At 39.0% G+C, this 21,196-nt stretch carries 13 protein-coding genes; 1 reads left to right on the top strand and 12 read right to left on the bottom strand.

Features of this window, described 5'->3' with window-relative positions; all coding sequences use genetic code 11:
* Positions 1-26: 26 nt before the first annotated feature.
* The 4 genes from BN1354_RS07630 to trmB all read right to left on the bottom strand — a co-directional run bounded on the left by BN1354_RS07630 (position 27) and on the right by trmB (position 5,631).
* A complete protein-coding gene (locus BN1354_RS07630; protein ID WP_053827242.1) occupies positions 27-3,017 on the bottom strand; it encodes a tetratricopeptide repeat protein in 2,991 nt (996 codons plus the stop codon).
* A 135-nt stretch (positions 3,018-3,152) separates the two neighbouring features.
* Positions 3,153-3,677 (bottom strand): NUDIX domain-containing protein, encoded by a 525-nt coding sequence (locus BN1354_RS07625; protein WP_053826751.1) that lies wholly within the window; start codon positions 3,675-3,677, stop codon positions 3,153-3,155.
* Between the two features lie 11 nt (positions 3,678-3,688).
* Positions 3,689-4,798 carry an Mrp/NBP35 family ATP-binding protein gene (locus tag BN1354_RS07620; protein ID WP_045089012.1) on the bottom strand — a complete coding sequence of 370 codons (1,110 nt, stop codon included), beginning with the start codon at positions 4,796-4,798 and terminating at the stop codon, positions 3,689-3,691.
* A gap of 77 nt (positions 4,799-4,875) precedes the next feature.
* Complete coding sequence (gene trmB / locus BN1354_RS07615; protein ID WP_045089013.1) at positions 4,876-5,631, bottom strand: tRNA (guanosine(46)-N7)-methyltransferase TrmB; 756 nt, start codon at positions 5,629-5,631, stop codon at positions 4,876-4,878.
* 266 nt (positions 5,632-5,897) lie between these two features.
* On the opposite strand from trmB, the gene gdhA reads away from it, so the two are divergent.
* Complete coding sequence (gene gdhA, locus BN1354_RS07610; RefSeq protein ID WP_053826750.1) at positions 5,898-7,235, top strand: NADP-specific glutamate dehydrogenase; 1,338 nt, start codon at positions 5,898-5,900, stop codon at positions 7,233-7,235.
* Here the strand turns inward: gdhA and BN1354_RS07605 are convergent.
* The 8 genes from BN1354_RS07605 to BN1354_RS07570 form a co-directional block, all read right to left on the bottom strand.
* Complete coding sequence (locus BN1354_RS07605; RefSeq protein WP_053826749.1) at positions 7,220-8,014, bottom strand: glycoside hydrolase family 16 protein; 795 nt, start codon at positions 8,012-8,014, stop codon at positions 7,220-7,222. The two genes, gdhA and BN1354_RS07605, sit on opposite strands and share 16 nt — an antisense overlap.
* A gap of 149 nt (positions 8,015-8,163) precedes the next feature.
* Complete coding sequence (locus BN1354_RS07600; protein WP_053826748.1) at positions 8,164-9,243, bottom strand: AGE family epimerase/isomerase; 1,080 nt, start codon at positions 9,241-9,243, stop codon at positions 8,164-8,166.
* Between the two features lie 225 nt (positions 9,244-9,468).
* Positions 9,469-11,994 (bottom strand): glycoside hydrolase family 9 protein, encoded by a 2,526-nt coding sequence (locus BN1354_RS07595; RefSeq protein WP_045089016.1) that lies wholly within the window; start codon positions 11,992-11,994, stop codon positions 9,469-9,471.
* Positions 11,995-12,153: 159 nt separating this feature from the next.
* Positions 12,154-13,491 carry a DUF5125 domain-containing protein gene (locus BN1354_RS07590; protein WP_053826747.1) on the bottom strand — a complete coding sequence of 446 codons (1,338 nt, stop codon included), beginning with the start codon at positions 13,489-13,491 and terminating at the stop codon, positions 12,154-12,156.
* 22 nt (positions 13,492-13,513) lie between these two features.
* Positions 13,514-15,007 carry a glycoside hydrolase family 30 protein gene (locus BN1354_RS07585; protein ID WP_053826746.1) on the bottom strand — a complete coding sequence of 498 codons (1,494 nt, stop codon included), beginning with the start codon at positions 15,005-15,007 and terminating at the stop codon, positions 13,514-13,516.
* Positions 15,008-15,011: 4 nt separating this feature from the next.
* A complete protein-coding gene (locus tag BN1354_RS07580) occupies positions 15,012-16,403 on the bottom strand; it encodes a cadherin repeat domain-containing protein (RefSeq protein ID WP_053826745.1) in 1,392 nt (463 codons plus the stop codon).
* A 36-nt stretch (positions 16,404-16,439) separates the two neighbouring features.
* A complete protein-coding gene (locus tag BN1354_RS07575) occupies positions 16,440-17,978 on the bottom strand; it encodes a RagB/SusD family nutrient uptake outer membrane protein (protein ID WP_053826744.1) in 1,539 nt (512 codons plus the stop codon).
* A gap of 14 nt (positions 17,979-17,992) precedes the next feature.
* Positions 17,993-20,929, bottom strand: coding sequence for a SusC/RagA family TonB-linked outer membrane protein (locus BN1354_RS07570; RefSeq protein ID WP_154904867.1), 2,937 nt, complete (start codon positions 20,927-20,929; stop codon positions 17,993-17,995).
* Positions 20,930-21,196 lie beyond the last annotated feature (267 nt).

The following is a 21,196-nucleotide window of genomic DNA, read 5'->3' as shown; positions in this document are numbered from 1 at the left end:
AGTTGTCAGTTTGAATATTCATAAAATCAATTTCCCAATCTTGCATTTATCAACTGCTGAATATCAGCTTCTGTGCCTTTATAGTTATTCCTTAAACTTTCGAGATATTGTTTTGCCTGAAACTCATCACCTTTAGCAAGGTATGTATCTGAAAGAACTATAAGTGCACGTGCCATCCAGTATTGATGAGGAGTACCTTTCTGCATAAACTCTTTAACCTGAGCTTCAGCCCTGTCATAAGAGCTCTGTTTGTAATATATGTCTGCAAGAATGAACTGAGCCTCTGATCCATAAGCACTTCTTGTGTCATTTGCAATAAATTGAAAATCTGCAATCGCACTGTTTATTTCGTTAACCTGCTGATATGCCTTACCGCGTATGTATCTTACTTCAGTAATTATCTCTGCCGAAAGAGAGTTGCTTGCAAGTAATTCTGTAGCAGCCCTTACAGCATCATGATGATTGCCCAGTTGAGATTGAGTGCGAACTATACCCAGTTGTCCGATCTGCTTGTTAGTAGCATTCCTTGCTGAGTTGGAAAGTCTTGCGTAATCTGAAAGTGCCTGTTGCAGGTTGCCATTCTGATATTCTGTCTGCGCAGTATAGATTAAAGCATTGTCGAGAAACTTGATATTACCTGCATCGATTACCCTTCTGAAATGAGATAAAGCTTCCTGTTTGTTATTCTTTTCATCAGCAATAGTTCCCAGATAATAGTGAGCATCACTGTTATAGGCACCATTTGGATATGACTGCAGATAGCGGTTCATTGCTGTTTCAGCCTCTGAACGGTTACCTCTCATATAAACACTCTCAGCTGCAAGGTAGGTTAAAGAGTCCTGCTTTGAAGTAGATATTCTTAATCCTCCTGGTAGTGAATTCGCATAATCAACATATGATTGTATGTCATTAATATCCCTGTAAACCGTTTCAAGAGAAATCAGCGCATTACGTGCATCATCTGATCCCGGGAAATTGGTTATTACATTTTTATAGGCCTGAATACTTTGCTGATAATTGCCAATGTTGTAGTATAGCTGACCAAGCTGAACACCACCCTGACTGGTGAGGGGACTTCTAGGGAAATCATTTACCAGTCGCTGTAATACACTTATTGCTTCGTTTTCCCTATTGAGCATTGTTAAAGCGCGACTCTTCTCATATAGTGCATCGTCGAAATATTGCGAGTTGGGATATCTGTTCATAAGATTATCCAGTGCAGTAATTTTACCCTGGTAATTGCGTTGCAAACCGAGTACAAAAGCACGCTGGTATGCTGCATAATCGGCTGCAGAGGGATTGGCATCGGCAGCCTGTGCGTAATATCTTTCAGCATCACTAAAATTACGGTTAAAATAGTAACTGTCTCCTATTCTGTTTAGTGCATCGGCATATTCACTTTTACTGCGGTTTGTTTCAGTAGAGATATATTTCTGAAAAGAGCCAACCGCTTGTGAGTATTGCTGTTGTTTGAATTGTGAGTAACCAAGGTTATACCACCCAATAGAGTAATTTTCATCGGAAGGGGATGCATTTTGTGTGAACTGTCTGAAATCACTTGCTGCACTGGTGTAGTTGCCCATGCGATAGTATGCCTCTCCTCGCCAGAAGTAGGCATTGTTACGTGCTTTTGTGTCGTAGTTACCCATACCGACACTGTTATTGAAGTATTGAACTGCCTGGTTCATATTTCCATTGATAAATTCTTGAGCACCAAGCTGAAATAGTACCATCTGTTTAGCTTCCTGAATTCTTCTTCCTGGGTTGCTTATACGGTTTATTGCGTTTAGGGCAGCCTGGTAATCCTTTGTTGTCAGGAATGTTTCGGCTAAAATGTCGTTTACCTGATCGGTATATTGAGAATTTGGGAACTGTTGAAGGAAGTTCTCGAAAAGTGATATTGACTCACTGAAGACCGAGAAATTAGTCTCATGAGCAAGCAGTGCGTAGTTGAACATTGCTGTTTCTCTTACTTGTGGACTGAAATTGTGCCTTGAGGCAGCTTCGAATGCCATTTGTGCCTGCTGTTTCTGGTTGAGTCTCAGGTATGTTTGTCCCAACTGCAGTTGTGCATTTTGCGATAGCTCATCTGGTTCGCCAACAGCTTGCTGGAACATTCTCAGTGCTTCGTTGTATTTTCCTGTCTCAAAATAGGATAGCCCCATGAAGTAGGCATCACCGCGAAGTGGTTTTTCCGCACCTAATAGATATCTCTCATAATATGGTATAGCACTGGTGGGCTGACCAAGACGATAATAACTGTTACCCAGTATACGGCTAAGCTCTGTGTTGTGTTCACTTACAGGATATCTTGTTATGAATGCATCGGAAAGTCGTATAGCATCTTCAATTCTACCATCAAAGAATGCTGACTGAGCAGTGTAGAAGGCAACATCTTCCTGATATAAAGGATTATTCCTTAGTCTATCGAAACGACTCATCGCAGTTGAATAATTTCCGTTGGCATACTCAATATATCCAAGATAGAAATCAGCTGCATCGCGGTATTTGCGACTGTTCTGTGACAAAAGTCCAAAATACCTTCTGGCTTCATCTCTGTTTCCCAGTTGCATTTGTGTGTAACCTAAACGGAAGCTGTAATCCTCCTGTTCATCGAGTGAGAGATAATCTAGATCAGCCATGTTAAACCACTGAAGAGCGTTCTGCCACTCTTTTTTGTCGTAGTAGTTAGAGGCAATAAGAAAATTTACCTGATGTTTGTGTACTGTTTCAGGATAACTTTCCAGGAACTCTTTTAGTATCTCTCCACTATTTTCATTTCCCTTTCGAAATGAAGAAACTGCAATCATATAGGCTGCCTCTTCTTTAAGAATCCGATCATTGCTCCCGGAAATATATTCTTTAAGAATGTCCTGGGCACCTGTATAGTTCCCTTCGAGAAACATCTCTTTTCCCTGGTTAAAGAGTCGTTCCGGTTGAGAGTTATGGACAGATTTCTGTGCCGGGGATGCGTGTGTTATTAAGGCAAGAGTAAAAACAAAGATAATTTTCTTCATGTTTTTGAGTATAATTAATTTACCTTTTACATTATTCATATGATCTAAGTTATGTTTGTTCTGTTCAGATATATCTTGATTGATGTGGTTTAATCTTAATGTAACAATTTGTCGTAAACGTGAGAATATTTTAATTTAATATTTATTCTGAATCAACAATTCAACTCCTTTACGGATAGAGAGTAGTCCGAAATCATCAGGATTGAGTTTGTCCAAAGCAATAAACTTCAGATCAGAAACATCATCCTGCGCTTTTAAGTTGCTGAAGTCATCTACGTTACATTTAAAGAAAAGATCTACAGTGTGTACTTCGAAGCCCGAATATACATAAATATTTGGTATTGAGAAAAGGTACTTTAACGAAATTATATCAAGGTTAGTCTCTTCCATAATCTCCCTTTTCACAGCATTTTCGGCAGTTTCACCTACATCAATAAAACCTCCGGGAAGATCGTAGGTTCCTTTTGCAGGGTCTTTAGCCCTGCGGGCAACTAAAATCTCTCCTTTGCTGTTTTCAATCACTGCAACAGATGCTGCAGATGAGTTGTAATAGTAGGTAAACCCACAATCAGCACACTTCTTGGATTTTTCGTTATTTTCCTGGAAATGTGCTGAACCACATCTGGGACAGAAGGTGAATTGATAAAGTGGGTGATTCATTTGATTGCAGCTTATTTACTCTTCATTTCCACTATTGAGGTCTTCGGAAGTGAACTGTTTCGTTTATCAACTGCAACAACCAAATTGTCGGCAAGCTGACTGAATGCGACTCCTGTGATGCTGTCCTGATTTAGTGCTACAGGCTGGCCATCATCACCTCCTTCACGAATGCTTTGAACGATAGGTATCTGTCCAAGCAGATTGTAGCCCTGTTCTTCTGCAAGCCTTTTACATCCTTCTTTTCCAAAAAGGTAGTATCTGTTTTCTGGCAGCTCAGCTGGTGTGAACCATGACATATTCTCTACCAGACCAAGAATTGGAACATTTACCTTATCACCTGTAAACATACTTATACCTTTACGGGCATCTGCCAGAGCAACCTCCTGAGGTGTGCTCACTATAACTGCACCAGTAATGGGTACTGTCTGTACAAGTGTAAGATGAATATCGCTTGTACCTGGAGGGAAATCTATGAGGAAATAGTCCAGATCGCCCCAATCAGCATCAGCGATCATCTGCTTAAGTGCATTGCTCGCCATTGCACCTCGCCATACAACTGCATCATTCTTGTTTACAAAGAAACCTATTGAGAGCATTTTAATGCCATAATTCTCGATGGGAACCATGAGGTCACGACCATCTTTCTTTGCCAATGCAGGTGAGGAGTCCTCCACTCCAAGCATTTTAGGTACAGAAGGACCGAAAATATCGGCATCGAGAAGGCCAACCTTATAACCTTTTAGTGCCAGAGCTACTGCAAGGTTAGTGCAGACGGTACTTTTACCTACACCACCTTTTCCCGAAGCTACAGCTATTATGTTCTTTACTCCGGGCAACAATTCAGGTAGTTCAGGTCTTGGTGCTTGCTTTGATTTCACAGATATGTTTCCAACGATATCTATATCTTTATCAGCATAGGTTAGAATAGCTTGCTCTGCCATCTTTACCAGAGATTTAATGAAAGGATCGTGAGCTTTCTCTGTTATAAGGGAAAAACTCACTTTCATACCCTCTATACGTATATCGTCTTCTACCATTCCTGCAGAAACGATGTCCTGACCGGTTCCCGGATATCGCACATTTTTAAGTGCATCAATTATAAGTTGTGGATATATTGCCATAATTATAAGTTTTCAATTTGAATATTCAATTTAACTGACGCTGTGTATTTAATGATCATATCAGCCTGAATATCTTATTAATCTTTGTTTTCATTTATGTTTCTCCTGCTTCTTCCGAAGCTGCGGTAGTTATCTTTTTCGATTTCTATATCTGGTTCTATCCAGTCGGTCTTCTCCTTGCAGATAAATTTGATATATTTAATAGATAAACCGCGTTCTAGCCACTGTTGTTCATAGAATGTCTGAATTCCTAATATGTCATCCTCAGGGACAGAGTTGTACAGATCGTCAGTATCAAAAAGCACATTTAGCTGATTCTCCTTAATCATTGCACTTGTATAACTATAAAGGAAATTACTGTCGGTTTTAAGATGTATAACACCATTGTCCTTGAGTATTTTGCAATATTCTTTCATGAATCTGGTTGAAGTCAGACGTTTGTTTACTTTCTTCATTTGCGGATCAGGGAAGGTAATCCAAATCTCTGAAACCTCATTATCTGAGAAGAAATAGTTTATCATCTCAATATGAGTGCGGATGAATGCAACATTATCAAGATTATCATTGAGGGCTTCAGTAGCACCTTTCCAGATACGAGCTCCTTTGATATCAATGCCTATAAAGTTTTTGTCTGGAAACTTACGAGCAAGGCCAACTGTGTACTCTCCTTTACCACAGCCAAGTTCAAGTATAATTGGATTGTTGTTTTTAAAATGGGTATTCCATTTACCCTTTAGAGGGAAGCCCTCTGTTTCCAATGTTTTAAAGGAATATTGAAATACATTGCTGTACGTTGCCATCTCGGCGAATTTGGCTAGTTTGTTTTTTGCCATTTGAGACTAAATTCGATTAACTGCTAAACAAATACATAGCAAAAGTAACATTTAAACGTTAAAAACAGAAATTTTCGATTATTGATTAACAGGTAGATTTAAAATTGACTACATTTAAGCTTTAATTTAGATGTATATACCATTGATAAGTTAGCTCAAATAGATAAAAAGTGAACCAAAACAGTTTTTGACTATCATAATTTTAGTATTTTGAGAAGTAATGTGTATTTTTGTAAAAATAATATTTATTAAACAAGCTATTTAACATGAGAGTAAATGATGTTATGACTCAACTGGAAGCTAAGCACCCAGGTGAGTCGGAGTACTTGCAGGCTGTAAGAGAAGTATTAGTTTCTATTGAGGATGTTTATAATCAGCATCCTGAATTTGAAAAAGCCGGTATTATTGAACGTATAGTAGAACCCGACCGTGTTTTCACATTTCGTGTACCATGGGTTGATGACAATGGCAAAGTACATGTGAACATTGGGTATCGTGTACAGTTCAACGGTGCTATTGGTCCATACAAGGGAGGAATACGTTTCCATCCATCAGTATCTTTATCTTCACTGAAGTTCTTAGGGTTTGAGCAAACATTTAAGAATGCACTCACAACATTGCCTATGGGTGGTGGTAAAGGTGGTTCTGACTTTGCACCTAAAGGGAGGTCACAGGCCGAAATAATGCGTTTTTGCCAATCTTTTGTAATGGAACTTTGGAGAGTTATTGGTCCTGATACTGATGTTCCTGCAGGTGATATTGGAGTAGGTGCCAGAGAAGTTGGCTATATGTACGGTATGTACAAAAAACTTGCCCGTGAGCATACTGGTACTTTCACAGGAAAGGGTCTCTCTTTCGGTGGTTCAAAATTGCGTCCTGAGGCTACTGGTTTCGGAGCTCTCTATTTTGTTCAGAAAATGTGTGATGAGTTTCATATAGGCTTAAGAGGTAAGACAGTAGCTGTTTCTGGTTTTGGAAACGTGGCATGGGGCGCTGTTACGAAAGCAACAGAACTGGGTGCAAAAGTGGTGACAATTTCTGGTCCTGATGGTTATATTTATGACGAAGAGGGTATTAATACACCAGAGAAGATTGAATATATGCTTGAACTGCGCAATTCGGGAGAGGATATTGTAGCTCCTTATGCTGATGAGTTTCCAAGTGCTAAATTCTACCCGGGTAAGAAGCCGTGGGAGTGCAAAGTAGATATAGCTCTTCCATGTGCAATTCAGAATGAACTAAATCTAGAAGATGCTAAACAACTGAAAAGTAATGGTGTAATTCTTGTTGCTGAGGTGTCCAACATGGGTTGTACATCAGAGGCAGTGGATTTCTTTACTGAGAACGAGATGCTGTTTGCACCTGGTAAAGCTGTAAATGGCGGTGGTGTTGCATGTTCAGGATTAGAGATGACTCAAAATGCAATGCATTTGTCATGGGATAATGATGAAGTGGACAGATGGCTGCGTCAGATAATGAATAACATTCACCAGCAATGCGCTGCCTATGGCAAGGAAGGTGATTATATCAACTACGTAAAGGGAGCTAACATTGCCGGATTTATGAAAGTTGCTGATGCAATGATGGCTCAGGGAGTTGTGTAGAACCTTACTCTGTCAATATACATTTCAACCGGGAGCGTTTCGGGATCTACTTTACCAACCCAGCTTCCTCCAAGCTGCATATCTATAAGCAGATAGAAGTCCTGATCATTGAATGGGAACTGTCCCACTTTATCAGTTTCAATTCTTGGATATTGGAAAGTAAGATTATTATTTACGAAAAAGGACAGAGTGTCTTTCCTTTTTTCTACAGCATATGTATTATAATCCTCCGGATTTATAGGGGCAGTTGCTCCATTCGGAGGATTTTTTATGTTTAAATTATAGGTGTAATTAGTATGAACTGTCTGATATACAATTGAATCGTAATCAAGTCGTTCCATAATATCAATCTCACCTCCATGTGGCCATTGTGCGTCTTCGGGCAGCATCCAGAAAGCAGGCCATGCACCTTTAGCTCCATTTAGTTTTGCTCTTATTTCTAAACGTCCTTCGCCGAATACTATCTTATCTTTAGTATATACACCTCCGGTTATAAAAGGTGCAGTATCATTTGGTAATACATTGTTAACTATTCCTCTTAAAATCAGATTGCCGTTAGCTACTTCGTAAAGTGAGTCATAATCACTCATGTAATTATTCCAGTCACTCTTCCCCCTTGGTATTTTCGACCATACAGAATAGTCAATATCTGAACCATTGAAATCTTCTTCCCAGACTAATTTCCATTCTGCTTTTATCTCTTTTGGCCTTTGGCTGTTACAGGATACTAAACCTGAAATCATTACTAAAACTATAACAATTATTGATGTGTACTTCATATCTTCTTTTATTTAACTATTACATCAAAGATATACTTATTGTAATTGATTAGGACTCAATTCATGAATATATTGTAAACAGAATGAGTTCTTTATCTATTATGTCAGAAATGTAAACATATGTTATGTCGTTAATTTACAGCTGTTTATTAACTGTATCTAGAGAGTCGGCGTAGTACCTCTAAACTCATTCGACTATTATGATATGGACATTTCCAGGCTGAAATTTTAGGTGCTGTTGTGTTGAGCTGCCCATCATTTCCAAATCCCCAGAACCATTCACCATACTCTTTATCTACAAAATTCTCTTCAGTAAACTTCCAGGCAGATAGTGTATGGTCAATCCATACATCATCTTTTGTCAACTCCCAAGCATTTATGAAACCGACAACTGCTTCAGCCTGTACCCACCATTGCAGCGATATTGAATTAACACCATCAACCGATTCATTTGTCAAACTACCATTCTTATTTAATGCTTCTAATGTAGATTCAGCCATAGCAATTGACGCTTTCTCCACTTTTTCAATAAGTTCTATATCACCCAATACTTCAGCAGCTTCGAGCATTAGCCATGAACATTCAATATCATGACCATAAGATTTAATATTAGTAATACTTTTCCAATCATGGTCAAAAAAATAGTATAGACGATTAGTTTCTGGATTTATTATCTTTTCAAGAGTGAGGATAATCATTTCTTGCAATCGATCCTTAACAACAGGAGATTGCCATACCCTGTATAGATTTGTGAGAGCCTCTATTATATGTAAACTCGTATTCATAGTTTTTGCTGCATCTCCAATCTCATTTATTGAGCTATCAGTAACAGGCGACCAGTCTCTGTTGTAAATTTCCCCATAACCTCCATATAATGTGTCATGAGCATGCTCTTCTAATCTTAGGAATGTGTTTTTAGCATGTTCTAATGCCGACCTGTTACCTGTTGCCATCACATATTCAGATAGCCCATAGATAAGAAATGAATTGGCATATATGCTTTTTATTTCATTTATCCAGTTGCCAGTATTGTCAACTGTATAAACAGCGCCTCCATATACTATATCTATAAAATTATCTTCAATATAGCTATAGGCTCTGTCAGCAACTGAGAGAAAGCGTTCATCCCTATCTTTAAAATAAAGAGATGAAAATGTCCAAAGAATGCGAGAATTCAGTATTAAGCCTCTTTCTGTTTCGGGATTTCCATTCCCCTCAGAATCAACCATTCCGTAAAACCCTCCATTAATACTATCTATACTGTAGTTAAGCTAAAATGGTATTACATTATCATATAAATTTTCCTCAACAGATAAAACTAAATGATTTAGTTTCTCTGATGAGCCGATTTCTTGTGCATAAGAAATGCAATGTACAGCTACTAGAAATAATAACAAATATTTTTTCATTACATATTTCTCAATGAGATTAGATAACGCTATCTCGTAAAAGACTTATTGTTCTGTCAATAATTGCTGTGCTGCCAAAACAAGAAACATATAGTGTGAAGACCCTCCTCCCATTACATATTCAACCTGTTGCCACAAAAAAGGAAACTCAAGTAATTCGGGAAAGTCAGGTCGAATCAATGCTGTACCTGAAATAACACCCCCAGGAATATATGACCAGTCAGCTCTGTTTAAACCGTATCCAACTGTTGCTGAATTTACTCCAATACCCGAAGCAAATGATGCAGTGTTAGATCCTGGATGACATCCTAAGATGAAGTTAAGTGCATTGTAAATATATTCAGTTCCAAAAATATCAGGATATGACTTATGTAGAAAATAGTGTTTGAATCCGAACTCCTGAATATTCCATCCGGCTCCCCAGATGTGCGGGCGGTAAGGAATTCCGTAAGGTGTTTCAGCGGCTTGAGTGTCCAGGTTATTTTTCAGACTATGCAGTGATTGTTCAATAGCTTTAGAGAATGCAGTATCGTTAATTCTCTTTTCTGCTCTTCCAAGAAACCAACCTAAACTATTTATATTTTTTACTATATAATCTGTTTCTTTGAGAAGCCACTCTTTATATTTAACATCACCGGTTGTAAGATATAGTTCAACAGCAGCATGCACCTTTGCTGATTTAGAGCGATTATTCTCCTCTGTGATTTCATAAATCTCCTTGGCGCACTCTATAGCCTGAATGCTTAGAGTATCATTAAAACCTTTCAATGCCCTTGATGCAGCAGCCACATTTGCTGCAGTAGTCAGTTCTCTGGCGGGATTATTCTCAGTAAACACCCATCGGTCATCATTATTACCAATCTCATTATCAGTCATAGCAGACGCATCTCCAAGAAGAACATAATCACGCAGACTGTTAGTGATTATCCCCCTGTATAAACGACCCAGTGAACGGTAAGCTCCAACAACAGACAATGTTCCATTTTCAATCTGTTGCAGCAGATCAGGCTTCCCGTCTGGCTGATGAATCTCTGTTATACGTGAGTGCTGATCAATAGTTGTAACATCATAATCTACATTAAAAGCCTCATAAGCTAAGGTTAAAATATAGGTTTCACCCGCCTGAGATTCTACTCTTAAGTCAAAGTCACCAGCATCATGCCAGCCTCCTATATTCAGACCTGGTACAAAATCACCCGGATTGAACTTAGTAAGTGTTGACGGCCCCTGTACATAACCATCAATATGGTTGAAATCAACAGGAGCCATCCGAGCATCGTCAAAGTGACACAGATCATGCCAAACACGATACTTCTCGTTTACTCTCATATGGCACATTTGAACAGGTAGGAAGTACTCAAGTACCGGTTGCCAGACTCCTCTGTCATATATATCCTTTGATATTCTAAAGATGCTTGATTTTGAATCACCGTAAATAACCTGGTATAAACCTTCTTCTTTGATATCTGAAAAATCAAATTTTAAATAGCTGTAACGTAAGAATTCACCCCATTTTTTACCATCATCTTTAAATATCTCTTTTACTCCATCAGAAGTAATCTTGTATAAAACAGGAGTGTCGCGACCTATATCCTTTTTATCCAGCTCGATAACAGCTACTTTAGGTTGATTTGGATGATATCCTACCTGTGAGGTTTGTACAACAGGTGTATATAGCCAATCTTCAACAACATTTGGTGTAATTACCCATTTGATTGCTTCTTTTGTTATTCCTTCAGGAACTTCACTTCTAACGACAAACCATCCATTGTTGTGATTCATCCTCCCATCATATAATTTTAGTTCTGTTCTTAACGATTCAATTGTGTAATTATTATATGGATCATCGGGTCGGACAACAAAACGTTTGCCTGTAGCATATGGCTCGGATACAATATCGTCAGCTATAATGGGACTGTATCCTTCTCCTGCAAGCTGGTCAACAGATGCTTTCCCGGTTTTGTTGAAATTACCTGTATGATTATGATTTGTATGTATGATGCTGGTAGGGCCATTTGGCTGTTGTGGAAATATACCCGACTGTTTATCATCCATTATCCATGGTTTACCAAAGAGAGCACCCGGAAAAAGTTCCAAATTGAAACCAACTTTACCAATGAACTCAGGGGGAATAGGACGGTCCAGGTCAACACTGACTATAATTGACTTACCCTCACTTTTGACTTTTACAGTATAATTAAATACCAGATCGGGATATATCATAGGATTAAATCCTGTCAGATGACGAGAAGAATCAGGATAACTCAAATGCACTGTTATTGTATTTGAACTATGATCAACAACCCTTTTGCGTTGTACTGGTACAGGCTGCCATTGTCCCGGTGTTGGTTCTAATCGGATATCACCATTGGTAGCCACACGATTTCCATGCATAATTAGTGATAAACCTCCCTGGTGACCTTCAGGATAGATATCATCATAAACCATCATGTCTACTCCCCTGTTTTGGAAGTATTCGGATGGAGTCAGCTTAAATTCCTGAGCACGAATGGACACTGTGAAGAGGCAAAGAAAAATAGAGGTTAAATTCAGTAGAAGCCTTTTGTTCATATAATTGTTGTCTTTAATGTGTTGGTATTATTTCTCAGATGAACAAATTTATATAATTATTTGATTAATTGGTAGTAATCAGTTGTATAAAAAACACTCCGACTTTCTACTTCTGTAAAAAGTCGGAGTGAGTACCATGATTGAATATCTCAATAAGTACTATTTCTTAACCACTGTGAGAACACCACTGCTGCTACCTGCTGAAAGATCAACAGTGAATACATATGTTGCTCCTACCTCCAGAGTAGTACCTTCTACAAGACCAAGGTTACCATTATCTCTGCCGTTATTACCGTCTCCAACAAATACAATATCACTTGATGATGATAATGTAGCACTTCCAAATTCACCGCCCCAATCTTTTTGATGGAAGAATTTGAAGTTAATCTCATTGGCATTTATTGATTCACCTGCAACAAGAGTCATCTGATAAGTTTTATTGCCAATAGGAGCCATACATAAAGCATTTGATGTATTCCAGCCTACATGATTCTCGGTATAAGAAGGTTTCCCTAACTGATCACCAATAACCCAAACTGCACCTGTTCCATCGGACTTTAAAGTTGCAGGAGAAGATCCATCAAGCACCTCCACTCTAAAGTATTTATGAGTCAGATTTGCCATTACACGATATTTGCCACTAATTGGGTTGAATCTGTACTTACCAGTTTCGATCTCAGTGAAAAAATCAACATCAATCCACCAGTCGGCAATATCCACCAGTCCCTCAATTTCAAACTCCTGATTTTGAGTTAGATCTATATCAATCTGATAATTCTGCTTATCAACCATCATCATCTTATTTCCATTCAGAAGTATTTCAAAAAATGGAGTTGCGGCATAAGTCATTGTATTAAATGTTACAGAGTAAGTGCCTCCGGTAGGACTTACAAACGGTATATTTTCAGATACACCCTGAGTAACTGCACCAGCTTCCCATCCAAATATAATTTCCTGTCCTTTATCATCTACAATCGGTGTTTTTATATATGCCGGAAGCTCAGTTGAAGGGAATGGTTCAGTTGCTGCATACTCGTTAGGCACACCTGTAGGAATCATTGGATATGAGCCATCAGCTGTAACAAGTATGAGGTATGGGTAAGATGCTCTTGTAATAGGAATATCAAAAGTTTGAATAACGCTTTTAAGAGTTGTATTAAGCAATACAAACTCCAAAGTTGCCGTTCCATCAGGTATATCCTTGAGGAAAGGAACAGTAATCTCACCTGAATACACACCATTCTCTTTTGTTCGTATAGTTGTTCTTTCAACCTCTTCTTCACCAAAGTAAAGAATTGCTGTTAGAGTAGAGAGGGGGATGTTATCACTCACCGTTGCTGTAAATGATAAAACATCACCAAAGTGTACGTTTGTAAACTGATTCTCTACTTGCAGTGAGGGATTACCTTCCTGCTGCAGATCACTTATTTCTTCTGCACAAGAGTATATGCCGAGAATCCCGAATATAGTAAGTATAAAATATATTAATCTTCTCATGATTCAAATGTTGTTCTGTTTACTATTTATTCCATTTATAAGAGATCACCGAATTAGCAGGAACTTCGTAAGTGAAGTGTTGCTTTCCATCATCAAGTGTAATACTTTTTGAGGCTGAAGTACTATTTAATAATACCACTGCATAAGTACCATCCGTATTCTCAAAGGCAGAATGAATAAACCCAGGGTCAGAGAATCCAGTTGTACCTATTCTTACAGCACCCGGTTTCACTACTGAAGAAAGATGCCCTATAATGTAATAATGCGAATTTCTGGTGATAGTAGAGAAGTCTGAAATATCAATGTCAACAGCTCCGTAGCAGGTCTGACAGCCCCCCTCACGATTTGGACCTCTTTCTGTATCAAGCATCAGATTCCATACGATGACTGCTTTACAACCATTATTAACAGTACCCAGTGCAACCTCACGCATATCATCAATCAGTCTTACCTGAAGATTACGACCATCATTCCATGTCCCGATTGAAGTTTCAGTAAATACCAATTCTCTCTCGGGGTACCTGCTTTGCACTTTCAATAATTCAGCCTTGTCACCTCCATAGTTGTGATAAGCAGCACCTGCCACCACATCTGAATCAATTCCTGCATCATAAATCTTCATAGGATAACCATTCTGGTCAGCCATATTATCATAATTATAATTATGGTCAAACAGATAGATTTTTGTGCTCAATGAAGCTGCCTTGAATTGAGGAACAAGATGATTTTGTACAAACTCAAATTGTTCTTCCCATCCCATATATAGAGATGCTGAATTACCTCTGTTAAGAGGTTCGTTCTGAGGAGTTACCGAGTATATTTTAATACCATTTTGATTCATTGCCTGAATCCATTTCACAAAGTATGTCGCATAATCACCATAATATGCAGGATTTAGCTGTCCGCTGGTCCATGAGTTGAACGGCTGCAGATCAGTGAGGTTATTCACTTTCATCCATTGCGGCGGTGTCCATGGAGATCCCATTATCTTCAAATCAGGATTGATAGCCAATATCTCTTTCAACACCGGGATCACATAATCAGTCTCTTCAGAAGTAAGTCCAAAATTCTCAATGCCAGGAGTATCACAAAGACTATACTCGCTCAAAGAGAAATCGGAGCAACCAATTGAAATTCGCACATAGCTCTGTCCCATACCTTCTGTAGGAGAGAATGTCTCCTTCAGAAACTTGGTTCTGTTTTCCTTCGTCATCTTCATCAGATTGAATGCAGTAGAGCCGGTTATAGCAGCTCCAAATCCATCCATTGTCTGGAACCTTTCAGCGGGATTAAGTTTTATGGTTGTAGGCGACATATTACTTTTACTGCTGAAATCTGCAGCCTGTTTTTTGAAATCCTGAGAGCGATTGTTGGTTGTAACATATATAGTCACATCTCCTTTTGGTAATTCAGGCTCTTCTCCATTACTATTATCTGGTATTGTTTTTTCACACGAAGAGCAGCTGCAAAGTGCAAGAACAAGTAAAATCAATTTAAATGAATGTATTATTTGCATTTTGTTATAGTATTATTTTTTCAATGTTTACAGTATTAGTATTGAGATTTATAGTAAATCTGTAGTTAGCAGGTTCCACCACCGGATCATTCTCTCCATTGGCAATAGTCCAGTCGTTATCTCCACTTATTATCTGTTCACCTGTGAAAGTAAAGTCACCCGCTTTCTTCTCATTACCCCAGCCAGTATTTTCAAAAGGTTTAAATCCGGCATATCTGTCATGATCCCCAGGTGTATAAAAAGTGCCTTGATAAACCCCTTCACTTATTTGACGCAGAAGAACATAATTCAGTACATTACCAAAACCCCAGCTGGTGTGAGTGCGTCCATGACCTGAATAAACAGCACCTATCTCTTCAGAAGTTACGTTTGTAGGATATCCAAGTCCCCAGCCACAAGCCAGCAAATAATCAGGATATGAAGGATTCTCTGTACCCACGAACACATTTTTTCTCACAGGATTAAAATAGATAGTATATTCACCGGTCTTACCCAGAAACTTAACACTACTTTCTGAAACTCTCTCGAAGAAATCAGGATTGTATATATTCTGTGAATCACCCAATGCTCCAAAAACGGTATATGTTTTATTATTCTCCAACGTGCGGGTCAAAGTATGGAAAGTTTCATTCTCAATATCCTGACTACCGAAACTGCTCAAAGAGATATCATCTGCTCCCAGGTTATCCCCCACCGCAGTTACACTAAAAGTAAGATTATTAAAGACAAACTCTTTTGTATAATCTACATTTGGAGTAAAAACAAATACCGATTCACCATTTTCAGTAATAAGCCCTAATTTTCCATTAACATTACCATAAACATCGCCACTATAATCGATGCTTTTATCTGCATGCAATTTCTCAGCAATTTTGAAATTAAAAGATGGGTCAAGCGTTAGGCCCTCATTCCCAAAACTATTATTGTCCCCTGGAAGAAGTGTTATAACTGTTCCATTATCGGTTACAAGATAAAGCTGAGCATACTGAGGTCTGTTTCCGGTAATACCTTCTATTGTATGCGAAGTCATACCTTTAAGCACATTCCTCGCAATCAGATTAAATTTCAACTGTACACCGTTAGCCTGATCTTTTAATAAAGGTATATAGATTGATGCAGTAATATTAGCAGTGTCACCATCAAGAGGGATACTTCCCGAAGTGATAACTCTCCCTCCGTCAGCTACCTCATAAAGCAGCTCAGATAGATTAGTAGCCGGATCAATAATTGAAGCTGTTAAAGTCACCGAGTCACCAAATGTAAAAGTGGTTGGACTAACAGCAGCAGATTTAAATTCAGGTACCGACTCTTTACGTGGTCCATATTCCTCATCACACGATATAAACAGCAGTGCAATAATTCCGGTTATTATTAAAATATTATATATATGCTTCATATAAATTATCTTTTTTAGAATGAATAGTTCATAAAATTAGTATCCCGGATTCTGAACAAGATTAGGATTCTGATCTATCACATCCTGTGGAATAGGAAGAATGTAAGATAAGCTTGTAAAAGGATATGCCTGAGCAGGACGTCCTTCATCCTTAGCATAAACTGCATTCATAACCTCTTCAACTTTATCAAGTCTTACAAGATCAAACCAGCGATGACCTTCAAGAGCCAGCTCAAGTCGTCTCTCTTTCAAATAAGCAGCCAGAATAGACTCCCTGCTAGCCGATGCCGATGTTGGCAGATCTGATAACCCTGCTCTGCGTCTTGTTTGATTTATTATTTGTGCAGCACCACTATAATCCCCTTTTGCAATTAAAGCCTCAGCTTTTAAAAGAAGAATATCAGCATATCTCATTTTAATAATACTGTTGTATGCACTGCGTGTCTTGTACATAAACGCATAGTGATCTGCAGGATAATAAACACTCCAGTCGGTCTGATAAAATACAACTGTCTGTTCATACCTCTTGTCACCAGGCTCACTGGTAAATGCTTTTATAAGGTCACGTGAAGGAGTAATCCACTTAAGCCATGTGAAGTAGAAATTCCAGTCATCCAGTGGTCTTCCAAACATCCATGTCACCCAGTTAGCATTACCTGGGAAAAACTGAGCCTCATAAATACTCTCAACGCTGTTTCTTGTCTTTGCCTCTATTGCCCTGTTTTCCTGAGAAGGGGGAGAGTTGGGATCAGTTAAAACTACATCAAAAAGAGATCTATATTCAGTTTCAAGAGTAAATCCATCGGCTGCAAGCTCATCAGCATACTGAATTACTTTATCATAATCACGTAAAGGCTTTTCGGCATACATCTTCGCAAGCAGAGCACGAGCAACAGATTTTGTAAACTTAGTTTTGTCAGTAGGATCATTTACCGGTGCACTCTGTAAACCCTCAAGAAGATCCTCCTCAATCTGCTGATATATGGTAAGAGCATCCACCTGAGGCGGGAAATAGGCGGGATAAACATCCTTAATCGTTTCTGAAGTAATATCACCTGCAGAGGTAATAACTAATGGAACATTTCCCCAAATCCTAACCATATCAAAATAAATCATTGCCCTGAGTATCTTAGCTTCAGCCTTAAACTGAGCTTTCTCTGCTGCGGTCAATGAAGCATCTGTTACCAGATCAACATTGTTAATCATTTTGTTAGCCTGAGCTATATTACCCATATGCCCGTTCCAGTCACGTCTTAGATTGGTATTAGAACCCTCAATAGAGTTAACCTCAAACGGAGTTGTCTCAGCGTTGGGTGAACCTGCATATGCATTATCAGAATGTGATTCTGCAAGCAGTAACATATCAAGATACCAGTGTTCCTGTCCGTTTTTAAACAGATCAGTCAGCGTTTGTCTGTGCGATAATACAGCAGCTTTATCCTTAAATACAACCTGCACGCTGTCATCACTCATACCCTCAGTAAGATCAGAGTATGTATCCAGCGGCTCATAATCAAGAGAACAGGAAGCCAGCAATAAAGCAAATATGATTGAAATTATATTTATTTTTTTCATTACTAATAGCTTTTTTAAAATTCAAGATTAATACCAAAAACAACAGTTTTACTGTGAGGATATGTTCCCCAGTCAATTCCCTGAACAGCACCACTGTTACCCCATTGGTTTACTTCCGGGTCCATACCGCTGTACTTAGTAATTGTCAAAAGATTGCTTACAGTTACAAAAGGCTGAAGCCGTGAAATTCCTGCTCTGTTCAAGAGGTTTCCTCTAAAATTATATGAGAGTGATACATCTTTTACTCTAAGATAGCTTCCATCTTCAACAAAGTAGCTCGATGGCTGAAGATTAAAACCGGCTTTTGGTATATCTGTTATCATCCCTGGTGTACGCCAGCGCTTAAGTACTTCAACCGACTGATTTTTTAAATCATACATACCTTCTGTATCGCCTTTCGAAGCATTGAATATATCGTTGCCTATTGATCCCTGGAGGAAAATATTAAGGTTGAATCCTTTATATGATAGAGTGTTAGTTAATCCATAAGTGAAAAGTGGATTAGGATCACCAATATAGGTTTTATCCGAAGCAGTCACCCTGCCATCTTCATTTATATCCCTATACATCAGTTCACCAGTTTCAGGATCAACACCATCACTTATATATCCGTAGAATCCACCAAGAGGTCTTCCCGGTTCATTTCTAACAACACGTGTCTGATGGAATGCCTGAGTAGTTTCGGCAGCGTAGTATATCTGCTGGAGCTCAAGACTTTCCAGCCTGTTTCTGTTAAATGATATATTGAAGTTAGTGTCCCAGCTGAATTTTCCTGTCATGTTACGAGAATCGGCGCTGAACTCAAAACCTCTGTTGGTCATCTCACCCTCATTCCTCACAATTTGAGTGGCTGCAGCAGCTCCTGAAGGCAGAGAAACATACATAAGCATATCTTCAGTACGTTTGTAGTACCAGTCCATAGCCAATGTAAGCCTGTCGTTGAAAAGAGTTGCATCCACACCCACATTAAACTGATTGGTGGTTTCCCATTTCAGGTCAGTTGTTCTCAGGTTAGCCTGAGTAATAAGAGGAAGAGCATCTGTTTTGCCTGTCTCAAACCAAGCCTGTCTGGTGATATTATATCTCTGCAGGTAAGCAAAGTCACCAATACCCGATTGGTTACCGGTCTGACCCCAACCACCTCTTAGCTTCAAATCAGATACCCAGTCAGCATCCTCCATAAACTCTTCAGAAGAGAGACGCCATGCGGCAGAAAGTGAAGGGAATGTGCCCCACCTGTGATCAGGATGCAGTTTCGAAGATCCATCCTCACGAACATTAAAAGTCATCAGATATTTGCTGTCAAAGTTATAGGATACACGCCCAAACAGTGAAAATATTCCCCATTGCGATGCATTTGAACCTGTATTATCCCATGCAATCTTATTTGCAGCATTTAATGTTTTGATCGAACTATCCTTAAAGTGAGAAGCGTTTATGTAGCTCTGCGACCATTGAGAATCGGTCCATGAACTACCAGCCATCACTTCCAGATTATGCCTTTCATTAAATGTATTCTTATATGTCATAACATTATCAAATACCATTAAGGTATTCATGTTTCGGGTATCCCACGCATTACCCCAGTCATCTCTGTCAGATCCGTGCGATGGAGGTGTAAAACCTGTAATCTTACCATTGCGGCGGTCAATTGTAAAAGTCGACTTAAGATTTAACTGAGGCGAAAAAGTAAATGTCATATTTGCAGAACCAATAAGTCTGTTCTCATTATTCTTATTGTTTCTTCCATTCTCAATCTCCTCTATTGGGTTTGCAATGTTTTGTCCGTAAAACAGTCGGTTGTATAGTCCTGTACTCTCATTCCTGATCAATGCAGAGGTAGGAAGATTTACAACAGCAAGAACAACACCACCGCGGTTAGATCCCTGACCTGTTGTTACACCATTGCTTGTATTGTCTGAATATGAAACGTTTACCCCAAAATGAAGCCATTTTCTTATCTGGCTCTCCACATTACTTCTGAAGTTAAATCTGCGGAAAAAAGCTGAGCTTAAAACACCCTGTTCGTCAAGATAACCAGCCGAAACAAAGTAACGCAATCTCTCATTACCATCTGATACCTGAAGCTGATAATTTTGAGTAATACCAGTTCCATACACCTCTTTAAACCAGTCGGTTCTGTCAGTAGTCCCCTCAGGAATGGCGCCCGGACGAATCTCATCAATAAGCTCTTTATACTGGCGTGCGTTAAGCGATTTAATAGGGTTGCTTACATTGCTTACACCCATTTGAACAGTTGCAGAGATCTTAGCCTCACTGCTTGCCTGTTTTGTAGTTATCAATACAACACCATTAGCTGCACGCGATCCGTAGATAGCAGCAGAAGAAGCATCCTTTAATATCTGTATACCTGAAATGTCTGTTGGAGAGAGGAAATTAATATTATCCACAGGTACCCCGTCAACCACATATAGCGGGTCGTTGCTACCATTAAAAGAGGTAGTACCACGGACACGTACAACCATTTCTCCCCCCGGTGTACCACTAGGTCTGTAAACATTCACACCTGCAGCTTTTCCCTGTATTGCCTGAGCTGCCGATACTATCGGTCTCTCATTAAGGTCATCCAGAGAAACAGTCGAAACTGCAGTTGTCACATCACCTCTCCTGACAGTACCGTATCCAATCACAACCAGTTCATCCAGAGCTTTAGTATCTTCCACAAGAACAATATTAATGCTTGTCCTTCCCGAAGTGTTTATCGTTTGATCATGGTAACCTATGTAGCTCACCTGAATTGTAGCATTATCCTCCACATCCAGTGAGTAATTACCATCAATATCAGTAACAGTACCATTTGTAGTGCCTACCTCAATAATATTTGCACCTATGATTGCCTCACCTGCCTGATCGGTTATATTACCTGAGATTCTCTTTTTTTGCTGTTCAATCTGAGTAATAGTCTTTGCAATTTCTTTCGTAGCTTGCATGACCTCATTCTGGTAAATTACTACCTGATCATCAAGAATTTTATACGTAAGTCCTGTAGCAGTAAGTATTTCATCAAGAATATCCTCAATCTTGTGAGTATTATCAGATAGAGTTACTCTCTTCCCAATAATCTTCCTTGCATTGCTGTCAAAAATAAAACGGAAATTGCTTTCACTTTCAATCTCAGCAAGTATTTCCTGAATAGATGCAGTCTTGAGATCTATATTTAATTCGGTCTCCTGTGAATAACCCGGGGCAGCCTGTGC

It is taken from the genome of Lascolabacillus massiliensis (assembly GCF_001282625.1).
In the GTDB taxonomy this organism is placed as follows: Bacteria; Bacteroidota; Bacteroidia; order Bacteroidales; family Dysgonomonadaceae; genus Proteiniphilum; species Proteiniphilum massiliensis.
The sequence above is the reverse complement of the archived record's forward strand: the minus strand, read 5'-3'. Positions and strand labels throughout refer to the sequence as shown.